Genomic DNA, 24715 nt, shown 5'->3' with positions numbered 1-24715 from the left:
CGGGACACTCTACAAAATGGCATTTTGAGTTAAATAATTTATTGTGGATGACTTAGCCTGGAAACCACTGTCCAGGGAAGCCCAGCGCGCTGGCGGCTGATGCGCATGCCCAGCAAAAACACGACGCCATGCTGCTTTGCCAGCACATTGAAACCGGACGGTTCATGGGCGCCTGATTCCAAGTCGCGCTTGTTAATGAAGTATTCCGTTCGTCCTGACCCTTCGATACCTCAGGGCAGGGTCCGGCCGGTGGCCGGATCGAAGGATGAACGGCCCCTGTCGGGATGCGGCCATCACAGCCTGTCGGATTCGTACTTCGATGCGCCGTAGGCGCACCCTGCCCTGAGGTATCGAAGGGTCAGTACGAACGGGTCATTTCACGACCGAAATGAACTTGGAATGACAGCTATTAATCAAGGAGACATGAATGAAATGGCTGCTCGACGGTTACTGCCGTCTGCTCAATGGGCTCATCGCACTGGCCCTGGCGGTGATGGTGGTCCTCGTGTTTGGCAACGTGGTGCTGCGTTACGCCTTCAATTCCGGCATCACCGTGAGCGAGGAAGTCTCGCGCTGGCTGTTCGTGTGGCTGACCTTCCTGGGCGCCATCGTGGCGCTGCACCAGCGTGACCACCTGGGCTCGGACATGCTGGTGTCGCGCCTGGGGCCCACGGGCAGGAAGGCGTGCCTGGTGGGCGGCCAGTTGCTGATGCTCTACATCGCCTGGCTGCTGTTCCAGGGCAGCCTCGCGCAAGCGCTGATCAACGCCGACGTGCAGGCACCGGTGACCGGCGCCTCGGTGGCCCTCCTCTACGCCTCGGGCGTGGTGTTCGCCGTCTCGGCAGGCCTGATCATCCTGGACGACCTCTTGCGCGTGCTCATGGGCCGCATGAGCGACGAGGACCTGGCGATGGTGAAGGAGAGCGAGGAAGCGGCGGAGCTCCAAGCGCTGCAGGCCGAGATCAAGTGCGAAAACGAGTTGTTCGGCCAGCACGCCGCGCAGGGGGCCAGCAAATGACCGTCGCCATCTTTCTGGGATCGCTCTTGGGCTCCATGGCGCTGGGCATTCCCATCGCCTTCGCGCTGCTGGCCTGCGGGCTGGCGCTGATGCTGCACCTGGACATGTTCGACGCGCAGATCCTGGCGCAGAACGTGATCAACGGCGCCGACAGTTTTCCATTGCTGGCCGTGCCCTTTTTCATGCTCGCCGGCGAGATCATGAACGTGGGCGGGCTCTCGAAGCGCATCGTGGACCTGGCGCTGGCCTGCGTGGGTCACATCAAGGGCGGGCTGGGCTACGTCACCATCATGGCCGCCATCCTGCTGTCGGCCCTCTCGGGCTCGGCGGTGGCCGATGCCGCGGCGCTCACCGCGCTGCTGCTGCCCATGATGGTCAAAGCCGGCCACGACAAGGCGCGCTCGGGCGGCCTGATTGCCGCCAGCGGCATCATCGGCCCGATCATTCCGCCCTCCATCGGCTTCGTGATCTTCGGCGTGTCGGCCAACGTCTCGATCTCCAAGCTGTTCATGGCCGGCATCTTCCCCGGCATCCTCATCGGCGCGGCGCTGTGGATCACATGGTGGTGGCTGGGCCGGCGCGAACATCTCACGCCCCCGCCGCGCAAGAGCACTGCCGAGATCCTGAAGGCGCTGCGCGACTCGGCCTGGGCGCTGATGCTTCCCGTGATCATCCTGGTGGGGCTGCGCATGGGCGTGTTCACGCCTACCGAGGCCGCCGTGGTGGCCGCGGTGTACGCGCTCTTCGTTGCCACCGTCATCTACCGCGAGCTCAAGTTCAGCCAGCTCACCGCCATCTTCGTGACGGCGGCCAAGACCACCGCGGTGGTGATGTTCCTGGTGGCCGCCGCCATGGTCAGCGCCTGGCTCATCACGGTGGCCGACCTGCCCAGCAAGGTCATCGGCATGCTGGAGCCCTTCATGGACAACCCCACGCTGCTGATGATCGCCATCATGCTGCTGTGCATGGCCGTGGGCACCGCCATGGACATGACGCCCACGATCCTGATCCTCACCCCGGTGCTCATGCCCGTGGTCAAGGCCGCCGGAATCGACCCGGTCTACTTCGGCGTGCTGTTCATCATCAACAACTCCATCGGGCTGATCACGCCGCCCGTGGGCACGGTGCTCAACGTCGTGGCCGGCGTGGGGCGCATCAGGATGGACGCGGTCGCCAAGGGCGTTCTGCCTTTCATGATCGCCGAGTTCATCGTCATGTTCCTGATGGTGTTGTTCCCGCAACTGGTCACCGTCCCGGCCAAGTGGCTGGGAGGCTGATTCATGGCTGCCTATGGCCTGCCCACAGGCAGCCAACGCGTGCGCCCATCGGTGTCGCGCTGTTCCTGGGCCCCGCTGCCGCGCTCCTGTACCCGTGACTGATCGCTCGATCATGGAAAGGCACTCATGACTCATGCCGCCCGCCATCCGCAAGGAAAGGGGCCGCATTGCAAGTCACTTTCTGCTCAGGAACTCCACGAAACGGGCGGCTGGCGCCGGAAGGGGGCCTGCCTTGAGGCAGACGTACATCTGCCGGGTAGCCCACTCATCGCTCAGGTCGATGAGCCGGAGCTTCATGGCTTTCCTGAACGTGTCTACCGACCCTCTGGGCAATATGCCTATGCCCTGGCCCGCGGCAACCAGCCTGCAAACCGCCTCAAAAGACTGAACCTGCACGCGAAGGCGAAGGAATTTCCCGGCAGCCTCGGCGGTTCGCTTCATCGTTCGCGTGATCATCGCCGAGTCATCGAGTCCGACGAAGTCATGGTCAAGCAGATCGACAAAGGCGATGCTGCGCGAGCGCAAGGCGTGATGAACAGGTACGACGACGCAAAGCCGGTCGCTGCCGTAAGGCAAAAACTTCAGATCCGGCTCCGGCGGCGCGGTGACCACGCCGACATCGGCAAGCCCGTTGCGTATGGCATCAATGATGTTCCGGCTCCGGGCTTCCTGGACCTCCAGCTTGATTCCGGGATTGAGCACCGACCACTCCTCCAGTTTCTCGGGAAGGTCCTGGCTCATGGCGGAGATATTGGCCTGCAGCCGTACTCTTCCAACCCCGCCGCCGGCGTAGTCAGATAGATCGGCAAGCATCGCTTCGACGTCAAGCATGAGCACTTTTGCGTGGCGCACCAGCGCTTCGCCTGCAGGCGTAGGCACCACGCCGCTGTGGCGCCGGTCGAACACCGGTGTTCCCAGTTGATCTTCGAGGCCAGTCAGTCTGCGGCTGGCAGCGGACAAGGACATGTGGCACGCGTCCGCAGCCTTGGACAAGCTGCCATAACTTGCCGTTGCCAGAAAGAGCTTGATTGATAAAAGGTCGGGAAGCATGGGGCCGCCTATTGCACATGGAGCACAGCGGCAAATTGCGCTTCCGCATGTTCTGTTCCATGACGGGTCAAAACAGAGGAATCAGGGCCGCAGCGCATGCATTGTCTGAGACCCCATGGGGGTTGCAAGAAGCGCAAGTCCCGCTTGGCAAATTTGCACTTCTGGTGCTGGCCGTCCGTGCCTAGACTGAAAGCAATTTCAGGGATTGCCAGTGGACAGCAAGGCCAGCGTGCTTATCACGATGACGCTTGCGTGCGCCATGCGCCTTGTCCAGCTTCAGCATGGCGAACTGGCCAAACCAACGACAAATCAGAGGCATGCAGAGATTCTTTGGATTCTGCGTGTTGGCTTGCCGAGATCCAGAACCTTTTCTGCACCATGAACTGGAAGGTAGCGGGCATGGAGACATTGCTTGAACAACCCACCCGGCACGCCGAGGCGACCCAGGCTCCTGCCGCACCCGTGACCGGCGCAGCGGTGGTGATCCGCACCCTGATCGAGTTGGGCGTGGACACCGTATTCGGCTACCCCGGCGGGGCCGTATTGCCTCTGTACGATGCGCTGCACGCCGAGCCGCGGCTGCGCCATGTGCTGGTGCGCCATGAGCAAGCCGCCGTGCATGCGGCACAGGGCTATGCGCGCAGCACCGGGCGCACGGGCGTGGTGTTCGTCACCTCCGGTCCGGGCATGAGCAACACCACGACCGGACTGCTGGATGCGTACTGCGACTCGGTGCCGGTGGTCTGCATCAGCGGCCAGGTGGCGACCAGTGCCATCGGCACGGACGCCTTCCAGGAGTGCGACGCGCTGGCCATCTCGCGTTCGGTGACCCGCTGGAACGTGCAGGTGCGAGATCCCGAAGCGCTGCCAGCCACGTTGCGCGAGGCTTTTCGCATCGCCGCAGGCGGGCGCCCCGGCCCGGTGCTGGTGGACCTGCCCAAGGACGTCCAGGCCGCACCGGTGCGACACGGCCTCTCGGCCTTGCCCACCCTCGCGCCCCAGGCGGCGCGGCCACTCCCGGCGGCGGCGCTGGGCGAGGCCGCCGCACTGATTGCCGCGGCGCGCCGGCCGGTGTTCTACGGCGGTGGTGGACTCGTCAACTCGGGGCCGGCAGCCTGCACGGCGTTTACCGAGCTGGTCAGGCACACCGGCGCGCCGTGCACGCTGACGCTGATGGGCCTGGGTGCCTTCCCCGCCTCGGACCCCCAGTGGCTGGGCATGCTCGGAATGCACGGCACGCTGGAAGCCAACCTGGCCATGCACCACGCCGATCTCGTCGTGTGCGTCGGAGCGCGCTTCGACGACCGGGTCACGGGGCATCTGTCGAATTTCTGCCCCGGCGCGAAGTTCATCCACATCGACGTAGACCCGAGCTCGGTCAACAAGGTGGTGCGCGCCGACGTGGCACTGGTGGGCGATGCCCGGACGCTGCTCGAACGGCTGCTGCCGCGGGTGCGGGCAGCCGGGTCACGCCCGCAAGCGCTGGTTGACTGGTGGGCTCGCATCGAAGGCTGGCGCGCACAGCGGTGCTTGGGTTTCAACGACACGCCCGACGCCATCGCGCCGCAAGCACTGATGCGCCGGCTGCAGGCACAACTTGCCGAACGGGACGCCATCGTCTCCACCGACGTCGGGCAGCACCAGATGTGGGCCGCGCAGCACCTGCGCTTCGAGCAGCCGCGGCGCTGGCTGACTTCCGGCGGCGCGGGCACCATGGGCTATGGCTTGCCGGCCGCGATCGGCGCGCAACTCGCGCACCCGGACAAGACCGTGGTGTGCATCAGCGGCGACGCCTCGATCCTGATGAACATCCAGGAGCTCGCCACCGCGCGCCAGCACCGGGCTCCGGTCAAGGTGGTGCTGTGCAACAACGGCTGGATGGGCATGGTGCGGCAGTGGCAGGAACTGGTTCACGGTGGTCGCTACAGCCAAAGCTATAACGAGTCACAGCCTGATTTCGTGGCTCTTGCCACTGCCTTCGGCTGGTCGGCCGCCCGTGTGCAGGAGCGTGCGCAACTGGATGCAGCGCTGCAAATCTGCTTGTCGTCAGAGGGACCGTACTTTCTTGATGTCACGGTCGTGGCAGATGAAAACTGCTTCCCCATGATGCCCGCCGGAAAACCGCACAACGAGATCTGGCTGGGCGCCGGCCGGTGCCATCAAGAACCCTGATGCCCTGACAACGGGTCGGGACAACGCTTCGCGGCCAAAAGCCGCATTTCCGAGGATCCGTGAATGCCTGTTACCGCGGGCCGTGGGACCTCATCTGCCTCCTACGAGGAGACTCTCAATGAGCACCCAAGTAACTTTGGAAGACAAGTACACCGCCACCCATGGACGCGTCTATTTGAGCGGCATCCAGGCGCTTGTCAGGCTGCCCTTGATGCAGCGCCTGCGCGATCAGGCGCAAGGACTGAACACCGCCGGGTTCATCTCCGGTTATCGAGGCTCGCCACTGGGCGGGCTGGATGAGGCCTATTGGAAGGCCGAAAAGCACCTGGCAAGAAGCCACGTCAAGTTCGTCCCGGGAGTCAACGAGGACCTGGCACTGACTGCCGTTTGGGGCAGCCAGCAAGTTCACCTGACCGGAGAAAGCAAGTACGACGGCGTGTTCGGCCTCTGGTATGCGAAAGGCCCAGGGGTTGACCGGTCTGCGGACGTCATGAAACACCTCAGCCACTCCGGCACCTCGCGCCATGGCGGCGTGCTGCTGGTGGCAGGCGATGACCATGGCGCCTATTCCTCCACGCTGCCCCACCAGAGCGACCACATCTTCGCAGCCGCGATGGTTCCCCTGCTCTACCCCTGCAACGTGCAGGAGTACATCGAGCTCGGACTGCATGGCTGGGCGATGTCGCGTTTCTCCGGCTGTGCCGTGGGCTTCAAGGCCTTGGCGGATACGGTGGAATCGTCGGCTTCGATCGAGGCGGATCCCTTTGCGGTCCGGATCAGGCTGCCAAAGGACTTCGTCATGCCGGAGGGAGGACTGAACAACCGGTCGTTCACCGACACCCTTGGCGTGCAGGCGCGCAAGCAGGAAGCGCTGATGCAGGATTACAAGATCTATGCAGCGCTCGCGTATGCACGGGAGAACAAGCTCAACCGGCTGGTCATCGACTCTCCCAATCCGCGGCTGGGCATCGTCGCCTCGGGCAAGAGCTACCTCGACGTGCTGGAGGCGCTTGAGGAACTGGGCATTGACGAAAAGTATGCGGCCGAGCTCGGCATCCGCCTCTTCAAGGTATCCATGCCCTGGCCGCTGGAGCCGGACGGTATCCGTGAGTTCGCAACGGGCCTGGATGAAATCCTGGTCGTCGAGGAAAAGCGCCAGTTGGTCGAGTACCAGTTGAAGGAGCAACTCTACAACTGGCGTGACGATGTGCGCCCCCGGGTGATCGGCAAGTTCGATGAGAAGGGCGAATGGGTTCATCCGCGTGGCGAATGGTTGCTCACGTCCAAGGCGGACTTCTCCGTAGCCCAGATCGCCAGGGTCATCGCTGCGCGTATCGCCCGCTTCCATACGAGCGATCTCATCAAGGCGCGCTTGTCCTTCCTGGAGGCGAAGGAGGCCGTCCTGAATCGGGCCGTCAGCACGCCGACTCGTCCTCCCTACTACTGCTCGGGATGTCCGCACAACTCGTCCACGAAGGTGCCCGAAGGCAGCCTTGCCCTGGCCGGCATTGGCTGCCACGTCATGGCCACTGCCATCTATCCGGAGCACAACAAGACCACGACCCACATGGGGGGCGAGGGAGCGCCATGGATCGGCCAGGCGGCTTTTTCCAAGCGCCCGCACGTGTTCGCCAACCTCGGGGACGGAACGTACTTCCATTCCGGGTATCTGGCCATCCGCGCATCGATCTCGGCGAAGGTCAACATCACCTACAAGATCCTCTACAACGATGCCGTCGCCATGACCGGAGGGCAGCCCGTCGATGGCACAACGAGCGTGTGGATGATCGCCCGCCAGATGGCCGCCGAAGGCGTCAAGCGCATCGCCCTCGTGACCGAAGACCTCTCGCGCTACCGAGACCGGTCGCAGCTGCCGCGGGAAGTGACGCTGCACGACCGCTCCGAGATGGACGCGGTACAAAGGGAATTGCGTGACTTGCCTGGAACGACGGTGCTGATCTACGACCAGACCTGCGCAGCCGAGAAACGCCGCCGGCGCAAGAAGAAGGAGTTTCCCGACCCTGCGCAGCGCCTGTTCATCAACCCGCTCGTGTGCGAGGGATGCGGCGATTGCGGCGCCCAATCCAACTGCACGTCGCTGCTGCCCCTGGAAACGGAGTTCGGACGCAAGCGCGAGATCGATCAAAGCTCTTGCAACAAGGATTACTCCTGCGTCAAAGGCTTCTGCCCCAGCTTCGTCACGGTCGAGGGTGGCAAGCTGCGCAAGAGTGCGCCAACCCGGAAGGCCGCGGCCGACGTCTCGAAACTCAGGGAGCCGGCTCTCCCGGCTCTGGATCAACCGTTCAACATCCTCATCACGGGCATCGGCGGCACCGGCGTCATCACGATTGGTGCGCTGCTGGGCATGGCAGCCCATCTTGAAGGCAAGGGCGTATCCGTTCTGGACATGACCGGGATGTCACAGAAGAACGGCGCAGTGACGTCCCATGTGCGCATCGCCGGCAAGCCCGAGGACGTGTACGCCCAGCGGATCGCGACGGGCGAAGCGGACCTCATCCTGGGCTGCGACATGCTCACGGCTGCCTCGGCTGATGCCATCGCCAAGACCCGGCCGGGCCGCACCAAGGCGGTCGTCAACGCCCATGAGCAACCGCCTGGCCAGTTCGCCAGGAACCCCGACTGGCAGTTCCCGTCCAACGACATTCGGCAGCTGCTGAATGACGCCGTCGGAGGCAGCCTGGAGTTCGTCGACGCCACCAAACTCGCGACCAGCCTGCTCGGCGATGCCATCGGTGCGAACCTCTTCATGCTCGGCTTCGCCTACCAGCGGGGAGCGGTCCCGCTGAAGGCCGAATCGCTGATGCGCGCGATCGAGCTCAACGGCGTCGGCGTCGAGATGAACAAGGCGGCATTCAACTGGGGACGCCAGGCGGCGGTGGACCTTGCTGCCGTGCAATCCATCGCGACACCGGCGCAGCCGGTGGTGCTGCAACTGCCACGAGGCCTGGACGCCCTGGTGAGGCAGCGTTTCGAGTTCCTCAACGACTACCAGAACCAGGCCTACGCCAGGCAGTACGAAGCGTTCGTGCACAAGGTACGCGACGCGGAGCGCGCGGCGGGCCTGGGCGATGCGATGGCAAAGGAGGTTGCTCGCTCACTGTTCAAGCTCATGGCCTACAAGGACGAGTATGAGGTCGCACGCCTGTACACCGACCCGGAGTTCAGAAAGGGACTGGAAAAGACGTTCGAAGGTGATCTCAAGCTCAGCTTCAATCTCGCTCCGCCGTTCCTGAGCAAGCGTGATGCGAGGGGGCACCTCGTCAAGCGCCAGTTCGGGCCGGCCACCATGACCGTCTTCCGCATGCTGGCCAGGCTGAAGGGCCTGCGTGGCACGCCCTTCGATCCGTTCGGTCGAACCGCGGAGCGGCGCATGGAGCGTTCGTTGATCGACGAATATCGCCAGATGATCGAGCTGCTGCTTCCCCGGCTCAAGAAGAGCAATCATCGGTCGGCAATCGACATCGCGCGGCGTGCCGAGCAGATCCGCGGCTTCGGGCACGTGAAGGAAGCCAGTGTCGAACAGTACCGCGCTGCGATCCCGGCGCTGTTGCGGGCATTCGAAAAGAGCACCCAGCCTGAGGCCGTCAGGCAGCAAGTATTGACCGCATGAAGAGGCACGGCCGAGCCTGACTTCAACGTCCGGCTTGGCCGCGGCATCGCGACGACTGCCTTTGCTCCTGAGCTGGCATTCACGCAGCGTCTGGTGCACTCCCTGTGCTTTTCCATGAAAACGCATCTACTTCAACCCGGTTCTGCGGTCGACTCTCCCGGGCGCACAAGCGCAGGGGGTGGCAAAGCGTCGCCCAGCATGGGCTCATTCGCTCTTTCTGGAAGTGCGGACCGGGCAAGACAACGGCTCACACCGAGACCCACCATGACCGATCTTTCCGCTGAAACCAAGGCATTTGCCGGGTACCGTCCGACCAACAAGGTCCGCTTCGTAACCGCCGCTGCGCTGTTCGATGGCCACGATGCGGCCATCAACATCATGCGCCGCATCCTCATGAGCATGGGCGCGGAGGTCATTCACCTGGGCCACAACCGCTCGGTGGACGAGGTGGTCACGGCCGCGCTGCAGGAGGATGCACAGGGCATCGCCATCAGCTCCTACCAGGGCGGCCACGTGGAGTATTTCAAGTACGCGGTGGACCTGCTGCGCCAGCGCGGCGGCGAGCACATCCAGGTTTTCGGTGGCGGCGGCGGCGTGATCGTGCCGGCGGAGATCCGCGAGTTGCAGGACTACGGCGTGGCGCGCATCTACAGCCCCGAGGACGGCCAACGCATGGGCTTGCAAGGGATGATCGGCGAGATGGTGATGCGCTGCGACCACGACCTCGCGGCGCTGGCCCCCAAGTCCGTGGAGGCGATCACGGGCCACGAGGAGGCCGCCTGGCGCGCCCTGGCGCAGCTGATCACGGCGCTGGAGAACGGCAAGGCCGATCCGGCGCTGGTCACGACGCTGCATGAAAGGGCCGTGAACTGCCGCACGCCCGTCATCGGCATCACGGGCACCGGCGGCGCGGGCAAGAGCAGCCTGACCGACGAGCTGATCCGCCGCATCCGCCTGGACCAGGACGATGCGCTGCGCATCGCCGTCATCTCCATCGATCCCTCGCGGCGCAAGAGCGGCGGGGCGCTGCTGGGCGACCGCATCCGCATGAACGCGATCGGGCCATGGCAGCAGGGCGCGCGCGTCTATGTGCGCTCGCTGGCCACTCGCGAGGCCGGCAGCGAGATCAGTGCCGCGCTGCCGGACGTGCTGGCCGCGGTCAAGGTGGCAGGCTTCAATCTCGTCATCGTCGAAACGTCAGGCATCGGCCAGGGCGACGCCGCGATCGTGCCGATGGTGGACGTGCCGATGTACGTGATGACGCCCGAGTTCGGCGCGGCCAGCCAGCTGGAGAAGATCGACATGCTCGACTTCGCCGAGTTCGTGGCCATCAACAAGTTCGACCGCAAGGGCGCGCAGGACGCACTGCGCGACGTGGCCAAGCAGGTGCAGCGCAACCGCCAAGCCTTCGGCAAGCGGCCTGAAGAAATGCCGGTGTACGGCACCATGGCCAGCCGCTTCAACGACGATGGCGTCACGGCGCTGTACCAGGGACTCAAGGCCCGCCTCTCTGAGCTAGGTCTGCAGCTCGGCGATGGCCGGCTGCCGCGCGTGGACACGCGCCACAGCACCCAGCAGGTGCCCATCGTGCCGGGCACGCGCATGCGCTACCTGGCCGACATCGCCGAGGCAGTGCGCAGCTACAAGCGCCACGCGCTGCAGCAGGCTCACATCGCGCGCGAGGCCCAGCAGCTGAGCTCGTCGCTGCGCATGCTGGCCACCGAGTGCGCGGATGTGGACGCTGGCGTCGTTGACGCATCGCTGCAGCGGCTGCTGCAGGATCGCGAGTCGCGCATGGGCCGCCAGGCCCGCAAGCTCCTGGCGCAGTGGCCCGACTTGCAGCGCGCCTACGCCGGCGACGAGTACGTGGTGAAGATCCGCGACAAGGAAATCCGGACCCAACTCACGCACACGTCGCTGTCGGGCAGCAAGATCCGCAAGGTGGCGCTGCCGCGCTACGAGGACCATGGCGAGCAGCTCAAGTGGCTGATGCTGGAGAACGTGCCCGGCAGCTTCCCCTACACCGCGGGCACCTTCGCCTTCAAGCGCGAGGGGGAGGATCCGACGCGCATGTTCGCCGGCGAGGGCGATGCCTTCCGCACCAACCGCCGCTTCAAGCTGGTCTCCGAGGGCATGCCCGCCAAGCGCCTGTCCACGGCTTTCGACTCGGTCACGCTGTACGGCAACGACCCGGATCTTCGTCCCGACATCTACGGCAAGGTGGGCAACTCCGGTGTCTCGATCGCGACGCTGGAGGACATGAAGGTGCTGTACTCGGGCTTCGACCTGTGCAACCCGAGCACCTCGGTGTCGATGACCATCAACGGCCCGGCGCCGACGATCCTGGCCATGTTCATGAACACGGCCATCGACCAGCAGATCGACAAGTTCGCGGCGGACAACGGCCGCGACGCGACCGACGACGAGCTCCGGAAAATCCGTGAATGGGCACTGGCCAACGTGCGCGGCACGGTGCAGGCCGACATCCTCAAGGAGGACCAGGGGCAGAACACCTGCATCTTCTCCACCGAGTTCAGCCTCAAGGTCATGGGCGACATCGCCTCGTACTTCGTGCACCACCAGGTGCGCAACTTCTACTCGGTATCGATCTCGGGCTACCACATCGCCGAGGCCGGCGCGAACCCCATCAGCCAGCTCGCCTTCACGCTGTCCAACGGCTTCACCTTCGTGGAAGCGTACCTGGCGCGCGGCATGCACATCGACGACTTCGCACCCAACCTGAGCTTCTTCTTCAGCAACGGCATGGACCCGGAGTACACCGTGCTGGGCCGCGTGGCGCGGCGCATCTGGGCCGTGGCCATGCGCGACCGCTACGGCGCCAACGAACGCAGCCAGAAGCTCAAGTACCACGTGCAGACCAGCGGGCGCAGCCTGCACGCGCAGGAGATCGCGTTCAACGACATCCGCACCACGCTGCAGGCGCTGATCGCGATCTACGACAACTGCAACTCGCTGCACACCAACGCCTACGACGAGGCCATCACCACGCCCACCGAGGAGAGCGTGCGCCGCGCGATGGCGATCCAGCTGATCATCAACCGCGAGTGGGGCCTGGCCAAGAACGAGAACCCCAACCAGGGTGCTTTCATCATCGACGAGCTCACCGAGCTTGTCGAGGAGGCGGTGCTCAAGGAGTTCGAGAAGATCTCCGAGCGCGGCGGCGTGCTGGGCGCCATGGAGACGGGCTACCAGCGCAGCCAGATCCAGGAGGAGAGCATGCATTACGAGATGCTCAAGCACACGGGCGAGTACCCGATCATCGGCGTGAACACCTTCCGCAACCCCCATGGCGATGCGGTACCGGAGCAAATCGAGCTGGCGCGTTCCACCGACGCGGAGAAGCAGAGCCAGCTCACGCGGCTGCGCGACTTCCACGAGCAGCATGCCCACGAGTCGGGCCCCATGCTCCAGCGGCTGCAGCAGGCCGTCATGGACAACGGCAACGTCTTCGAGGTGCTGATGGATGCGGTGCGGGTGTGCTCGCTCGGCCAGATCACCGACGCGCTGTTCGAAGTCGGCGGCCAGTACCGTCGCAGCATGTGAGGGAGGGGCTCCATGGCAAGGCAAGCCATCCGCGAGCTGAAGCAAAGCCTCCATGCCGGCATGGCCGCGTGTGCCAGCGAAGAGCAGCGCTCGCATGCCAAGGACGCCTCGCTGTCGCTGCTGGAGCGCAGCGTGCGCATGAGGCACCGCCGGTTGGCCGTCATCCGCCTCCATGCGGCCGTGTCCACGGGGGCGGCCGTGCTCAGCATCCCGGGCTACACCGTGCTCAAGGGCGCTCGGGTCGCGGCTCTGGATGACTGGCTGAGCCGAGCCAATGCCACGCTGCCGCCCACCGTGCAGGCGCTGACGATACTGGAGGGTCCTTCCTTTGACACCGCACCGCTCCTTGACGCCTTTGGCCGCTTCGTGGCTGGCGTAGAAACCCAACAGCGGCCTCAGCCGTTCTCGGCCCAAGCGCAGTCCGCCGCCGGCTCTTCGAGTGCTGCGCCGAAGACCGCCGGGACACTATAGGAGGCCCCAGGACCAGCCCTGTCAGGGTGCCCGGTCGATTCGTCCCGTAGAAGCGCGGGCGGCAGAATCGGTGTGTACCGATGCGTCCTCATCCAGCTTCAAGGCAGGCCGCGGCCAGGACGGGAGCGGTGTCTCGGCCGGCGTGGCGACGCGCGGGGCCTGCGCAGGGCCGAGGTCAACGGTGGCTGTCAATGGCAGTTGCAGCGCCCAACCCGTGCCTGCCGCCGCAGCCACCATCATCAGCGCCAGGCCCAGCGCGCACAGCTTCGCTTTCGTGTCCATGGCCAACTCCTTGAGGCGTTGCAGTGGTCTGGCGATGCGACCGGTGTGACTTGCCGCATCGATCAAGCACGGCTGAGTGGCGACCCGCATCGCAACGGTTCAAGAAAGATGGGCTTCGCTGGCCGCCTGATGGTCACGCGTCCCGGCGCGGCCCTGCCCCGCTGGACGTTCAGCGAGTTGCTCGCCGCCCGAACGACCGAGGCAGCCTGGCGCGAGCCCGGGCCCCCGCATCGAGCACGGCCTTCAGCTTCGTCGCGCTGCAGCGCCGCCGAGGCCCGCCGTCCCCGTCAGCGGTGCGACGCGAAATACTTCTCCAGCCGAGCCAGCACCACGGGCGACTTCCAGTCGCCGTCCGCGATGCGACGCAGCAGCGCGGGGGTGGCCACGCCCTTGTCCACCACCTCGTCGCGCAGCCGCTGCAGCCACTGCTTCTGCTGCTCGGTCGGCAACGCCTCGAAGTCGCGGCGCAACTGCTCGCGCTCCAGCTCCTGGGCCGGATCGGGTACAGGCACGCTGGGCACCGGCGCTGGTGCTGCAGCTGCCTGGGCCGGCGCCGATGAGCGACGCTTGGCAGCCTTGCGGGCGCCCTCCCCTGCCACGCCTTCCAACACCCACTTCAAGTGAGCCAGCGCGTTGGTGCCGGGCTCCTGCCGCAACTGCCTGGCCACCACGTCCAGCGCGCGCAGCACCGGCGCTTCGCCATAGCGGTCCACCAGCGCGTCGTAGTCCAGTTCGCGGATGCCCAGCGCCAGCGCCTGCTCCACCGGCGTCAGGTCCACCGGCTCGATGTCGCCCTGGTCCAGCTTGAAGTCGGGCTTGGGGCGAACCGTGAACTGCAGGTCCACGACCGCCCCGCCCTCACGGTGCTCGATGAGCTCGATCTCGATCTCGGTGTGCTCGTTGATCTGTGCGAGAGCCGGCTTGAGCAGTTCGCTCTTGAACTTGCGGTACTCGCGGTCGCCCGTCACCTCGTGCCCGCGCAGCACCGGAACCCACCAGTTCCACGGCTTGCGCAGCGTGCGCCCCGCTCCCTGGTAGCGCACGCAGACCTCGTACAACGCCACCGCGGCGTGCGTGCCCAGCCGGGCCATGGTCGTGAGGTTGATCTGCGCGTACAGCCGTGGGTTGAGGATCTGCTCCTCGATCGTCGGCGGGTAGAACCAGGTCACCCAGTTCTCGCGCCCGCGCTGGTAGCAGCGGACCTCGGCCAGCAGAGGAAAGATGCGGACCTCGCTGAGCGAAACGTCGTCAGGGTGCTCGCCGGGCAATCCTTCGCCCGCCTTGAGCGGGCGCCACTCGCAGCGCGTGGACATCATCTCGGTGAGGTAGCGGCGCATGATGCCCGCCTCGTTGCTGCCCTTGTCCAGCACCCGCAGCAGCACCTTGAGCTTGGCCTGGTAACCACGCTTGCCCACCTCCCCCTGCCGCTGGGCCACGCGGCCCATCACGTTGTAGAGCTTGCGGCCCCCGGCCGTGAGCCGGCCATTGAGAGGAATCATCGCCAGCGTCGCCACGGGCTTGCGATAGATGTCGCTGCGCTCTTGCGGCGCCTCGGGCAACGGCAGGGGCGTGTCCATGCCGGGCAGTATATGTATGTCCGGAACCTCCCGGACAAGCCGTAAACCCGGGTGGTGCACGCTGCACTGCGGCGTGACGGGTCAAAAGTGCGGACACCTACCAGCCTGCGGCACGCCTTCAGGCAGTGGGCATCCCACGACCAACCGGCCTGCTGTTGCCACTGATAGCCGTTGACTTATCCACAACGGCGGCCTCGTGCAGGTTCGGGGGTGAGTCAAAAGTGCGGACGCGATGAGTCAAAAGTGCGGACGGCGAGAGTCATTTGTGCGGACGCCTTTAGTCAAAAGTGCGGACACCTTGATTTCGTAAGTCGTTGTCATACATTGAGAAAAATGAGTTATCCACAGCCCTAAATGTATTGAATAAGGCTTGAATAAAACTGAAGCTGCGCTTGAAAAAAGTCTGAAATTCTCAAGCCGAAAACACTGCACGCGCAGCTTGCGCTGCGACGCAGACGCCGAATTCATAACAAGACTAGATAAATCACGTCAGCACCTACAATCTTTCGGATCATCAATAAACTCCGAGGAGGTCCAGCTTGAACGCTACGCTGCTTGAACAACCCGGCCTCAGTCTGGAGGACATCGACGTCCAGGCCGAGCGCGTGCAGGCCATCCTGTCGCAGGTACGCAGCACGATGCTGTCGCCGACCTCGCGCAAGGAGGCGCCGCGCTTCACGGCCTCGCAACTGGCCGAGCTCTCGGGACTGGGACGCAACCGGTTCGACGCCAGGATCAAGAAGGGCGATCTGCCTGTGGGCACTCTGTCGCCCAGCGGTGCCCGGCGCGAGTTCTCGCTGGCTGAGGCGCGCCAGTGGGTGCGGGCCACGCGCAGCGGCGACATGCGCCCTCCCCTGGCCACGGCCTGCACGCTGTGCATCGGCAACTTCAAGGGCGGCGTTAGCAAGACGACCACCGCCGCGACGTTGGCGCAGGGTCTCACGCTGGCTGGCCACCGGGTGCTGCTGGTCGACTGCGATCCCCAGGGCAGTCTGACCACTCTCTTCGGCATCCTGCCGGACTCCGAGGTGGCGCCCGAGGACACGTTGCTGCCGCTGTTCAACGGTGACCAGGACGACGTGGGCTATGCGATCCGACCGACGTACTGGGACGGCATCGACCTGATCGCCGCGGCGCCGGTGCTGTTTGGCGCGGAGTTCGCGTTGCCGGCGCGGCAGATGAGCGACCAGGCCTTCGAGTTTTGGCGCGTGATGGACCTGGCGCTGGACAACGCCCGGGACACCTACGACTTCATCATCGTCGACACGCCGCCCTCGCTGTCCTACGTCACGATCAATGCGCTCATGGCGGCCGACGGGATCGTGATGCCGCTGCCGCCTTCGGCTCTGGACTTCGCGAGCTCGGCGCAGTTCTGGAACCTGTTCAGCGACCTCACCGGCACGCTGGTGCGTGCGCGTGGTGGTTCCAAGCGCTTCGCTTTCGTGAACGTGCTGCTGACCAAGGTGGAGAGCACCGACGCCAGCGCGATCCTCGTCAAGAAGTGGCTCAGCGCGGCCTACGCCGACAAGCTGCTGCAGATCGAGATTCCCAAGACTGCTGCGGCCATCGCCAGCTCGGCCGAGTTCGGCACGGTCTACGACCAGCTCAAGAACACGCCCTCGGCCCGCACCTTGAAACGCGCCACGGATGCCTTTGACCGCTTGGTGGACCTCATCGAGGACCAAGCGCAGATGTTCTGGTCGAACCAAACCGAGCGGCTGGGGAGCGCGCAATGAGCACGAAGCGGCGCGAGAAGGTGGGCGAGAACATCGCCTTCGTCATTCCCGAGGCGCGGCCAAAGACGGCCGAGGCGGCTCCGGAGCCGGCGGCGCCGCAGCCCGCGGCCAAGACCGGCGTGGGCTACACCACCGCGGCGATCTTCAACACGAATGCGTTGCGCGGGAAGGCCGACGAGCTCCAGCGCGAGGTGGACTCCCTCAAGGCCCGCACGCAGGAGCTGGAGAGCGACCGCGGCGCGCAGCTGTTGGATGCGGCGCGCATCGTGCCGAGCCGCTGGGCCAACCGCGCCGACGCGTCGTTCTCGGACCAGGAGTTCCTGGCACTCAAGGCCGAGATCCAGGACGCCGGTGGCAACGTGCAGCCGATCATGGTGCGGCCGATGGAAGGCGAGGGCGAACGCTACGAGCTGGTGTTTGGGCACCGCCGCCACCGCGCCTGCCTCGACCTGGGCCTGCCGGTGCTGGCCGTCATCAAGCCGCTGGGCGACCGGGAGCTGTTCGCTCACATGGAGCGCGAGAACCGCCACCGCAAGAACCTCTCGCCCTACGAACAGGGACAGATGTACCGGCGGGCGCTGGCGGAGGGTCTGTTCCCGTCGATGCGGGCACTGGCGGCGGACATCGGCCGCGGCTCCACGGACGTGAGCGAGGCGGTGCGCATCGCCGAGCTGCCCCAGGCCGTGCTCGACGCTTTCCCGTCACCCAACGACATCCAGTTTCGCTGGGCCAAGGCGCTGTCCGACGTGTGCCAGCGCGACTCCGTGGGCGTGAAGGCACGGGCCCGGGAGCTGCGCGCCGAGCGGCTCCCGGCGGCCGCGGTGTTCAAGGCGCTGATCGGTGCCCAGGAGGGGCGGGGTGCAAGACGGTCTTGCACGCAGGAGCGCCAGCTTGCACTCAGGGAAGGGCGGCATGCCGCAATCCGCAATGACGGCAGGCACGTCGTCATCGAGCTGGACCCGGCGTTGTTGCCGGCCGAACGCTGGGAAGCGTTCGAACAGGTGCTGCGCCAGTTCGTCGGTTGACAAGCGGCAACGGCGCTGCCGCAGCACCGCGCCTTGCCTGGCGCAAAGCTCCCCTGGATAGGCATTGAAACAGTGGTGCAAGACCGTCTTGCACCCCGGAAGGCACGAGTTGGTACTTGCGCCAAGGCGCCAGGGAGCGACCCGCCAGGATGACAAACGGCTGCGCGTCGAGCCCGCTTGGGCCTGCGCCCGGCTGCCGGCCGAGCGACGGAGTGCTCTCGAAGAGCATCCCCACCACCTGCAAGGATGACGGTCGGGCAGACGCCGCAAGACCGGGTGCAAGACGGTCTTGCACCCTGGCACCCAGGCCGGCCCCATCCGAGGTGCCGAGTGACGAGGCTCATCAACGGCAGACGGGTGGGTGCCGAGCTGGAGTCACAACCGTCGAAGCTGCCGACCAAGCAGTGCGACGCCGTCAAGGAGTGCCTGCTCCAGCCGTTGATCCGTCGGCGCTGTGCGCCGTGTCCCGCAGGGTGCAAGACGGTCTTGCACCGCAGCATCCACGCTGGCGTCCGGTCCGGCCTTAGGGAGAGGCCGCTGTCCATGCTGTCGGCCGTCCTGCAAGACCGTCTTGCACCACGCCGCCCGCACCAAGGCTTGGGCTGGGCGCGAGAGGACGGTCCGTGTGGATGGCCGACGCATGCAGATCAGCCTCGACCGAAACTCGGAACATCTTGCGGCCAAGCAGCGAGATGTGCCCGGGAAACGGCTGTGCCGGCTGTTGGACTGGCGGTGTTGCGCGTGGTGTCGCGCGCGCTGCAAGACCGTCTTGCACCGTCCGATGTCCATCGGCACAAAGATCCGCTTGTCGATGCGCGCCCCGATGCTGCAACAAGCCAGATCGCACAGGACGTCGCTGCACGACCTGCCACGCCTGCAGGACTCCTTTCCGTTCCTGACCCAGGCGCATGTGGGGGCCGCGCGTGTCTACAGCGAGGCTCACCCGCGCCGTGGTTGGCCCCGCCGTCTGGGCGAGCCCAATCCGGATGCCGTGCGTCGAAGCGGCAGGGCCACTGCCGCCCCGCTCGCAAGTCCTTGTCGCTTCTCGCAAGGCCTCCACCATGCCCTGAAAGGCAGGAATTGGCCTTCAAAAACCGCCCTTGGATTAGTGCCCTTATCACTGACCTAAATCCAGCGCCCGGGCCCGCTGCTGCCCCGGCTTCCGCTACGCTGCCCAGCACACGTGCGCGACACCATCGCGCCAAGGAGCCTGCGAAGAGGCGCCGTATCCGCTCCATGACTGAAGGCCATGACTGCTACCAGAACGCCTTGGCCGACCGGACCTTCCGGCCGGAGGCAAGTGACGTGAGGCGAGCAGGCAGACCGAAACCTGCCCGGTAGCCAACCAGGTGAGACAACGCGGGGGGCCAATTACCGTGTCGCCCGCCATTCAAGCCCAGAGCTCGTCGTTCTGCGGCGTTGCACGGATCTGCATCCCCACAATCCGGTCTCTCGTTTCCTTGGCAACGTACAGCCGGGCGTCCGCACGGGCCAGCAAGTCGTCAAGGTCGTAACCCCCGTCGTCGTCGCCTGCGCAGGCCACGCCGGCACTGAAGGTCACACGCGGCACACCGTCGTCATCCGCACGGGCCAATGACTGCCGCAGCCGCTTGACCACGCGCACGGCTTCTGCACAAGCCGTGTCCGGCATCACAAACAAGAACTCCTCGCCGCCCCAGCGGCCGAGCAAATCTCCCGCGCGCAACAAGGTGCGCGAGCGCTGCGTGAAGCGTTTCAGCACGTCGTCGCCAGCGGCGTGCCCATGGCGGTCGTTGATACGTTTGAAGTGGTCCAGGTCGCACAGCGCCACCGACACAGGTGCGCCGCAGCGCACCGCGCGGGCAAGTTCGCGCTGGAGCTGCGGTAACAGGCCGTGGCGGTTGAGCGTACCGGTGAGCGCGTCCGTCACTGCCGTCAGCGTCAGATGCTCGCGCAACTCCTCCTGCAGCCACAGGACGAACGCCGACGTGGCCAGCAACATCATCAGCATGCCAAAGACAAGCCCTTGCGATGCCTGCTGCGATACCTGCGCACTGGACGACAGCTCCGACAAATTGAACGCACAGGCCACTAACAAGGCACCCATGACCAGGCGAACGCCCCAAAAGCGCCGGGCTCGAAGCAGCGACGCAAAGGTCAGTAGATCCAGCACGATCAGTACCCCGTGCTGCAAAGTCAAAGGCCGAGCGACTTCCCCGAGCACCCCACAAACCATCGCGAACATCACGCCCAGTGCACCGGCCATGCTCAGTGCCGTGATTGGGGAGCAGCCGGGACGTTGATGACACCGGACGGCCAACAAGTGCAGCGTCACGCCGATGACCATAAGCGCCGAAGCCAGCGTTTCGGGGAGGCGCTGGAAGGGCCCTGCATCTACGAACGTGCCGGCCAGCATCGGCAGGGACGTCCCAACCAACAGCAGGATGTCCCCAGCGAGCCAGAACTCCAAGCCGCGCGCGGCCGGGCCCAGCCCGACCCGCGTCGTCAACACCACCATCAACAGCGCCAGCGCGTACAGCGCATTGGTGACCAGGATGGTCGAAGGATCGAGATGCAGCATGGCTATCGTTTCGACCGACAAGGGGCAGGCTTGACCGTCGTTCGCGCCTTTTGTGCAGTCCAACACGGGACATCGCCATATCGCTATTGATGAGGGGTCTGGCCCGTGGCTCAATCTCCTGAACTTCGTTTCGAATATTTCGTTTATTGAGGGCACCCCGGTGCAGTGGTCCACTGCCGCCAGGCTTGAAGCCTTCCGGAAACCACCGTGCATACCCCCATCGCCAGCCACCCGCTGCCCTCAGCTGGTTGGCTGTGCTCACCGAGATCGGCTCGGGCAACGCGGTGGGCATCATCCCGATCCATGCCGAGCTCACCTCGCAGGAGGCGGCCGACATGCTGGGCGTCTCGCGGCCATACCTCGTGCGGCTGCTGGAGCAGGGCGACATCCCGTTTCACAAGGTCGGCACCCACCGGCGCGTGCGCTACCAGGACCTCATGGCCTACAAGGCCCGCATCGATGCGCAGCGCCTGGGGCGGGGCCACGACTGAATGGGTTCGCACTTCACCGTCATCCACGACGCCTGCGTGCTCTTTACAGCGCCGTTTGCGGGAGAGCCCGAAAAGGCTTTGCCGGAGATGATCGCCAATCACGCCCTGAGCACGGTGTGCCGGTGCTGATCCTGCGCTGGGTTGGAGGGAAACGGCGTAGCCAGGCCTACGGTTGTGGCAGTGGCGTGGGCGGGGGGCAACCGCGACAAGAGCGCCGCATGGAGCGAGCGCCAAGAACTACGGGAAACAGGGGCAAGTTCACTGAACTCTTGCCCCCGCTTGTGGTTCAGAGGCCAGCTTCCAGCAGTTCCACCGGATCGCCATAGCGCTTTGCCATCTCGACCACGGCCGGGTCGCGCAGCGCAACGAGGAACCCGTTTTCAATGATGGGCTCGCCACCGGCCGTGACCGTCATGTCCAGGCCGATCAGGTCCTGATGGATGGGAGGCTCTTCCCAATCAGGCAAGACCTTGCGGATGTAATCGCTCGCCTTGGGCAGATCGATACCGAAATGCAGCGCGCCGGGCGCGTTGGAGCCGGCGGGATACACCGTATAGCGCGGGGCCTTCGGGTTGAAGCCGCAACCGCCGCCCTCGATGAGCTTCGATCCCAGGCACATTTCCCGCAGTATCTCGGCATCGCGGCTTTCGCCTTGCACCTGCGTGACCAGCTTGTTCTTGAACGTGAAGCGGATGATCTCCTCGAAGGGCCGCTCGAAGCCAACCGCCCATTGCGGGCACAGCACGCCTTCGATCATTACCGGGGCATCGGGATCGTTGCCGTTGGCGGTGCTGTCCCAGAAATTCGGGCCATGGGTCGGGAGGTAGTGCACATAGCAACCCGGCTCGTCGGCAAACATCTTGCCGCACCAGCGGTTGCCCTTGAACATCGCCTCGCGCATTTCCTTCGTGTAGTAAATGACGAGGTCGGAGCCGCGCTGATCGGTGAATCGAAGTTCGAAGTCACGCCCCTTGGGGAAACGCCGCTCCGTGGCGCGGATGATTTCGCCCACCAGCTCGACAGGGAAGCGCGCTTGCGGCGTATGCAGCAGGTCCAGGTCGCGGAAGTAGGTGATCTTCACCCAGCGCTGGCCGCGCTTGCGCATCGCGACGTTGAACGGGTCCTCGATCGAGCAAAACCAGGTCGAGACAACGAAGTCCGCGCTTTGAACCAGGGGCTTGACCTCCTCCGGGACCCCTGGCAGCCGGGTGTCGGCGGCCATGTACTGGGTGACGGTGGCACCGCGCGCGCGCGCGATGCCGGTCACGGCATCCACCACCCGCGGGTCCAGCAGCGGGTCGGTGAGCATCAGCACCTTTTCTCCGGGACGGATCGCGAAGACGCGCGTGAACTGCTCCATCGCCTGGAACCAGTGCTTGGTTTCCGTCAGGGAGGCGCGCACCGGCGTCGGCATTCCGACGTAGGCAATGGAATCGTCAGGCTTGGACTGGTGCATGGTCGTGATGTTCTTCATGAGTCAACTGGGTCAGCTTTCGATGGTGGCCCCGGAGCGCTTGACCACGGCCCCCCACCTGTCGATCTCGGCCTTGACGAAACGGCTCATTTCCTCGGGCGTGGTGGGCGCCGCCACCGCACCCCGCTCCAGCAGTTGCTGTCGCGTCTCCTGATCGGTCAGCACCTTGCGGATCGCCGCCTGGAGCTTGGCCACGATGGGTGCGGGCGTACCTTTGGGCACGAAAATCCCGTCCCAGGCGCTGACGTCGAAGCCGGGTACGCCGGATTCGGCAATCGTGGGAACGTTGGGCATGTTGGGCAGGCGCTGCGCCGTACTGACGGCCAGTGCCCGCAAACGTCCCGACTGGACCTGGGGCCCGGTGTTGGGCATCACGTCGATCATCACGTCGACCTGGCCGCCGAGCAGGTCGGTGATGGCCGGTGCCCCGCCGCGGTACGGCACATGCACCATCGACACGCCCGCGGACGACTTCAACAGCTCGGTCGCCAGATGCGAGGTGGTGCCGTTGCCGGCCGAAGCGTAGGTGTACTTGCCGGGCTTGGATTTCAGCAGTGCCAGCAATTCCTGAAATGTCGACACGTTCATTTCAGGCCGCACGGTCACCAGCGCCGCGATCTTGGAAAGTCCCGAAACCGGCTCGAAGTCGTGCAAAGGATCGAAGCCGGTGCGCTTGTAGAGCGCGTGGTTGATCGCGAAAGTACCGTTGGTGCCGTAGAGCAGGGTATAGCCGTCGTTCGGCGCCCTGGTCGCGGCTTGGGAACCCACGTTGCCGCCGGCGCCGGCGATGTTCTCGATGACGATCGTCTGGCCCAGTTCCTTGGCGACCCTGGTCATCACCAGCCTCGCCAGCGTGTCGCCGCCACCGCCCGCGGGGAAAGGCACGATCAGCCTGATGGGCTTGCTCGGGTAGCTCTCGGCCGCCCATCCCGCCGGCATGACCGCGCCGGTGCCCAGCAAGGCCATAGCGAGGTTCTTGACGAAAGTCCGGCGTGAACGCGTACCAAGCAGCTGCTCTTGCGCACTGCCGCGCGGCTTGTTGTCCTTCACTTGCTGTCTCCTGTGCTGTGCGCCTGATGTCATGCATCAATGCATGCATTGTTGATCAAGTTTTGCGATACATCAACATCATCGTCATTTTTTGCATGCATTTCGCAGGCTTGAGCGGTACAGCGTCATGGCAGCCGTACTCCGGCCCGGGCAAGGTCGATATGAGCTGCACCGCCGTGGCGTGGTCGGGCCGGGCCGCCTTCGAGGAAGCCTGCATGCGGCCCGCGGACATCCGCTACGCCTCCATTTACGACAGCTTCACCATCACGGTGCTGCTGCAACGGGAGGACCTGGGGTTCTGCGAGAAAGGGCAGGGCGGCCAGTTCGTGGCCGACGGGCAGCTCATCGCCGGCGTCGGCCGGTTGGCCGTGAATACCGGCGGTGGTAGCCTGTGCAACGACCACCCGGCCAACCGCGGCCGACCGGCCTGGCTTGGCGCGGCAGGCCGCTCATTCCATTGTTCTTGGAAGTGAAGTAACCCGTTCGAGCTGAGCCCTTCGACAAGCTCGGGGCGAACGGGGTTTATTTCACTCTCGAAGCTGAACGGGTATCGGGCCTGCGCGCGCTGCGCGGGTCACGCCAGCATGGGCTGCGGCACCGCGTCAGCGGCCCACTGGGTGCCTTTCATGGCATTGACCAGGATGCGCTTGTTGTCACGGCTGCGCCGCGCATGCTCGCGCATCAGGGCCTCGGCCCTCGCGCCCTCCCGGGCCTCGATGGCCTGGACGATGTCCTCGTGGTCGAACTGCGCCCTTTGCAGGAACGGCAATTCAATGGACAGCTGGCCGCTGGTACCCAGCACACCCGGTCCGGCCAAAGGTGTCTTGGCAACATGTTCCAGCGTCGAGATCAGCACCGGGTTGCCCGCTGCCTGGATCAGGAGCCGGTGGAAACGTGCATTCACCGTCGCCCAGCTCGCCGTGTCCAACGCGTCCCTTGTACCGGCGCCCGCCTTCACGATCTCGCGGCCCTGCTGGATGCAGTCGCGCAGCTCGGCCAGCGTCTGCGGCAACGCGCCTTGCTCGGCCAGCAGGCGTACCGCCATGCCCTCGAGCGTGCCCCGGACATCGATCGCCATGGCAACTTCATCCAGCGTCACCTGCCGGACCCGGAAGCCCCTGCGGGGCAGCCGCTCCAGCAGCCCCTCTTTTTCGAGTTCACCGAGCGCCAGGCGCAACGGCGTGCGCGACACGCCCAGCTCGGCCGAGCACTGGACTTCCAGGACGCGTTCGCCCGGCTGCAGCACGCCGCCGAGGATCCGGCGCCGCAGCTCCGCAGTGACCCGTTCGATTTGAGATGCCATGCACGCATTATCGCCCTCCGACAGGTGGGTTCAT

The 24715-nt window shown here is 65.2% G+C and carries 15 protein-coding genes and 2 pseudogenes; 10 read left to right on the top strand and 7 right to left on the bottom strand.

Annotation, left to right across the window (positions count from 1 at the left end):
- Positions 1 to 427 precede the first annotated feature (427 nt).
- Positions 428 to 1018, top strand: coding sequence for a TRAP transporter small permease (locus Q0741_RS21565; protein WP_298235242.1), 591 nt, complete (start codon positions 428 to 430; stop codon positions 1016 to 1018).
- Positions 1015 to 2295: a TRAP transporter large permease subunit gene (locus Q0741_RS21560; RefSeq protein WP_298235241.1), complete on the top strand. Its 1281-nt coding sequence runs from the start codon at positions 1015 to 1017 to the stop codon at positions 2293 to 2295. Before Q0741_RS21565 ends, Q0741_RS21560 begins: the two co-directional genes overlap by 4 nt.
- Before the next feature lie 174 nt (positions 2296 to 2469).
- Here Q0741_RS21560 and Q0741_RS21555 read toward each other — a convergent pair whose 3' ends face one another.
- Positions 2470 to 3345, bottom strand: coding sequence for a LysR family transcriptional regulator (locus Q0741_RS21555; protein ID WP_298235240.1), 876 nt, complete (start codon positions 3343 to 3345; stop codon positions 2470 to 2472).
- Positions 3346 to 3744: 399 nt separating this feature from the next.
- Between Q0741_RS21555 and ilvB the strand changes: the two genes are divergently transcribed.
- The 4 genes from ilvB to Q0741_RS21535 all read left to right on the top strand — a co-directional run bounded on the left by ilvB (position 3745) and on the right by Q0741_RS21535 (position 13183).
- Entirely contained in the window at positions 3745 to 5517 is a 1773-nt protein-coding gene (gene ilvB, locus Q0741_RS21550; RefSeq protein WP_298235246.1) for a biosynthetic-type acetolactate synthase large subunit, read from the top strand.
- 118 nt (positions 5518 to 5635) lie between these two features.
- On the top strand, positions 5636 to 9148 hold the full coding sequence (locus tag Q0741_RS21545) for an indolepyruvate ferredoxin oxidoreductase family protein (protein WP_298235239.1): 3513 nt from the start codon (positions 5636 to 5638) through the stop codon (positions 9146 to 9148).
- Positions 9149 to 9412: 264 nt separating this feature from the next.
- The gene (gene icmF, locus Q0741_RS21540) at positions 9413 to 12712 is read left to right on the top strand and encodes a fused isobutyryl-CoA mutase/GTPase IcmF (protein ID WP_298235238.1); all 3300 of its coding nucleotides are present in this window, start codon (positions 9413 to 9415) and stop codon (positions 12710 to 12712) included.
- Positions 12713 to 12724: 12 nt separating this feature from the next.
- Positions 12725 to 13183 carry a hypothetical protein gene (locus tag Q0741_RS21535; RefSeq protein ID WP_298235237.1) on the top strand — a complete coding sequence of 153 codons (459 nt, stop codon included), beginning with the start codon at positions 12725 to 12727 and terminating at the stop codon, positions 13181 to 13183.
- 21 nt (positions 13184 to 13204) lie between these two features.
- On the opposite strand, the gene Q0741_RS21530 is transcribed toward Q0741_RS21535, so the two are convergent.
- Both Q0741_RS21530 and Q0741_RS21525 read right to left on the bottom strand, forming a co-directional pair.
- Positions 13205 to 13465, bottom strand: coding sequence for a hypothetical protein (locus tag Q0741_RS21530; RefSeq protein ID WP_298235236.1), 261 nt, complete (start codon positions 13463 to 13465; stop codon positions 13205 to 13207).
- A gap of 287 nt (positions 13466 to 13752) precedes the next feature.
- The gene (locus Q0741_RS21525; RefSeq protein ID WP_298235235.1) at positions 13753 to 15042 is read right to left on the bottom strand and encodes a replication initiation protein; all 1290 of its coding nucleotides are present in this window, start codon (positions 15040 to 15042) and stop codon (positions 13753 to 13755) included.
- Positions 15043 to 15581: 539 nt separating this feature from the next.
- On the opposite strand from Q0741_RS21525, the gene Q0741_RS21520 reads away from it, so the two are divergent.
- Both Q0741_RS21520 and Q0741_RS21515 read left to right on the top strand, forming a co-directional pair.
- Complete coding sequence (locus Q0741_RS21520) at positions 15582 to 16778, top strand: ParA family protein (RefSeq protein WP_298235234.1); 1197 nt, start codon at positions 15582 to 15584, stop codon at positions 16776 to 16778.
- On the top strand, positions 16775 to 17803 hold the full coding sequence (locus Q0741_RS21515) for a ParB/RepB/Spo0J family partition protein (protein ID WP_298235233.1): 1029 nt from the start codon (positions 16775 to 16777) through the stop codon (positions 17801 to 17803). The genes Q0741_RS21520 and Q0741_RS21515 overlap by 4 nt, the downstream gene beginning before the upstream one ends.
- Positions 17804 to 19193: 1390 nt before the next feature.
- On the opposite strand, the gene Q0741_RS21510 is transcribed toward Q0741_RS21515, so the two are convergent.
- Positions 19194 to 20363: a diguanylate cyclase gene (locus Q0741_RS21510; RefSeq protein ID WP_298235232.1), complete on the bottom strand. Its 1170-nt coding sequence runs from the start codon at positions 20361 to 20363 to the stop codon at positions 19194 to 19196.
- A 254-nt stretch (positions 20364 to 20617) separates the two neighbouring features.
- On the opposite strand from Q0741_RS21510, the pseudogene Q0741_RS21505 reads away from it, so the two are divergent.
- Positions 20618 to 20854: pseudogene (locus tag Q0741_RS21505) on the top strand (helix-turn-helix domain-containing protein); the annotation flags it as partial.
- Between the two features lie 286 nt (positions 20855 to 21140).
- On the opposite strand, the gene Q0741_RS21500 reads toward Q0741_RS21505, so the two are convergent.
- Together Q0741_RS21500 and Q0741_RS21495 are read right to left on the bottom strand one after the other, a co-directional pair.
- Positions 21141 to 22328 carry a hypothetical protein gene (locus tag Q0741_RS21500; protein ID WP_298235231.1) on the bottom strand — a complete coding sequence of 396 codons (1188 nt, stop codon included), beginning with the start codon at positions 22326 to 22328 and terminating at the stop codon, positions 21141 to 21143.
- Between the two features lie 12 nt (positions 22329 to 22340).
- The gene (locus Q0741_RS21495) at positions 22341 to 23378 is read right to left on the bottom strand and encodes a tripartite tricarboxylate transporter substrate binding protein (protein WP_298235230.1); all 1038 of its coding nucleotides are present in this window, start codon (positions 23376 to 23378) and stop codon (positions 22341 to 22343) included.
- A 149-nt stretch (positions 23379 to 23527) separates the two neighbouring features.
- Here Q0741_RS21495 and Q0741_RS21490 point away from each other — a divergent pair.
- Positions 23528 to 23867 (top strand): annotated as a pseudogene (locus Q0741_RS21490) (hypothetical protein); the annotation flags it as partial.
- A gap of 85 nt (positions 23868 to 23952) precedes the next feature.
- Here Q0741_RS21490 and Q0741_RS21485 read toward each other — a convergent pair.
- The gene (locus tag Q0741_RS21485) at positions 23953 to 24681 is read right to left on the bottom strand and encodes a GntR family transcriptional regulator (RefSeq protein WP_298235229.1); all 729 of its coding nucleotides are present in this window, start codon (positions 24679 to 24681) and stop codon (positions 23953 to 23955) included.
- Positions 24682 to 24715: the final 34 nt, after the last annotated feature.

Source organism: uncultured Azohydromonas sp. (assembly GCF_937926365.1).
GTDB lineage: Bacteria > Pseudomonadota > Gammaproteobacteria > Burkholderiales > Burkholderiaceae_C > Azohydromonas.
This window is presented reverse-complemented; position numbering and strand designations above follow the sequence as displayed.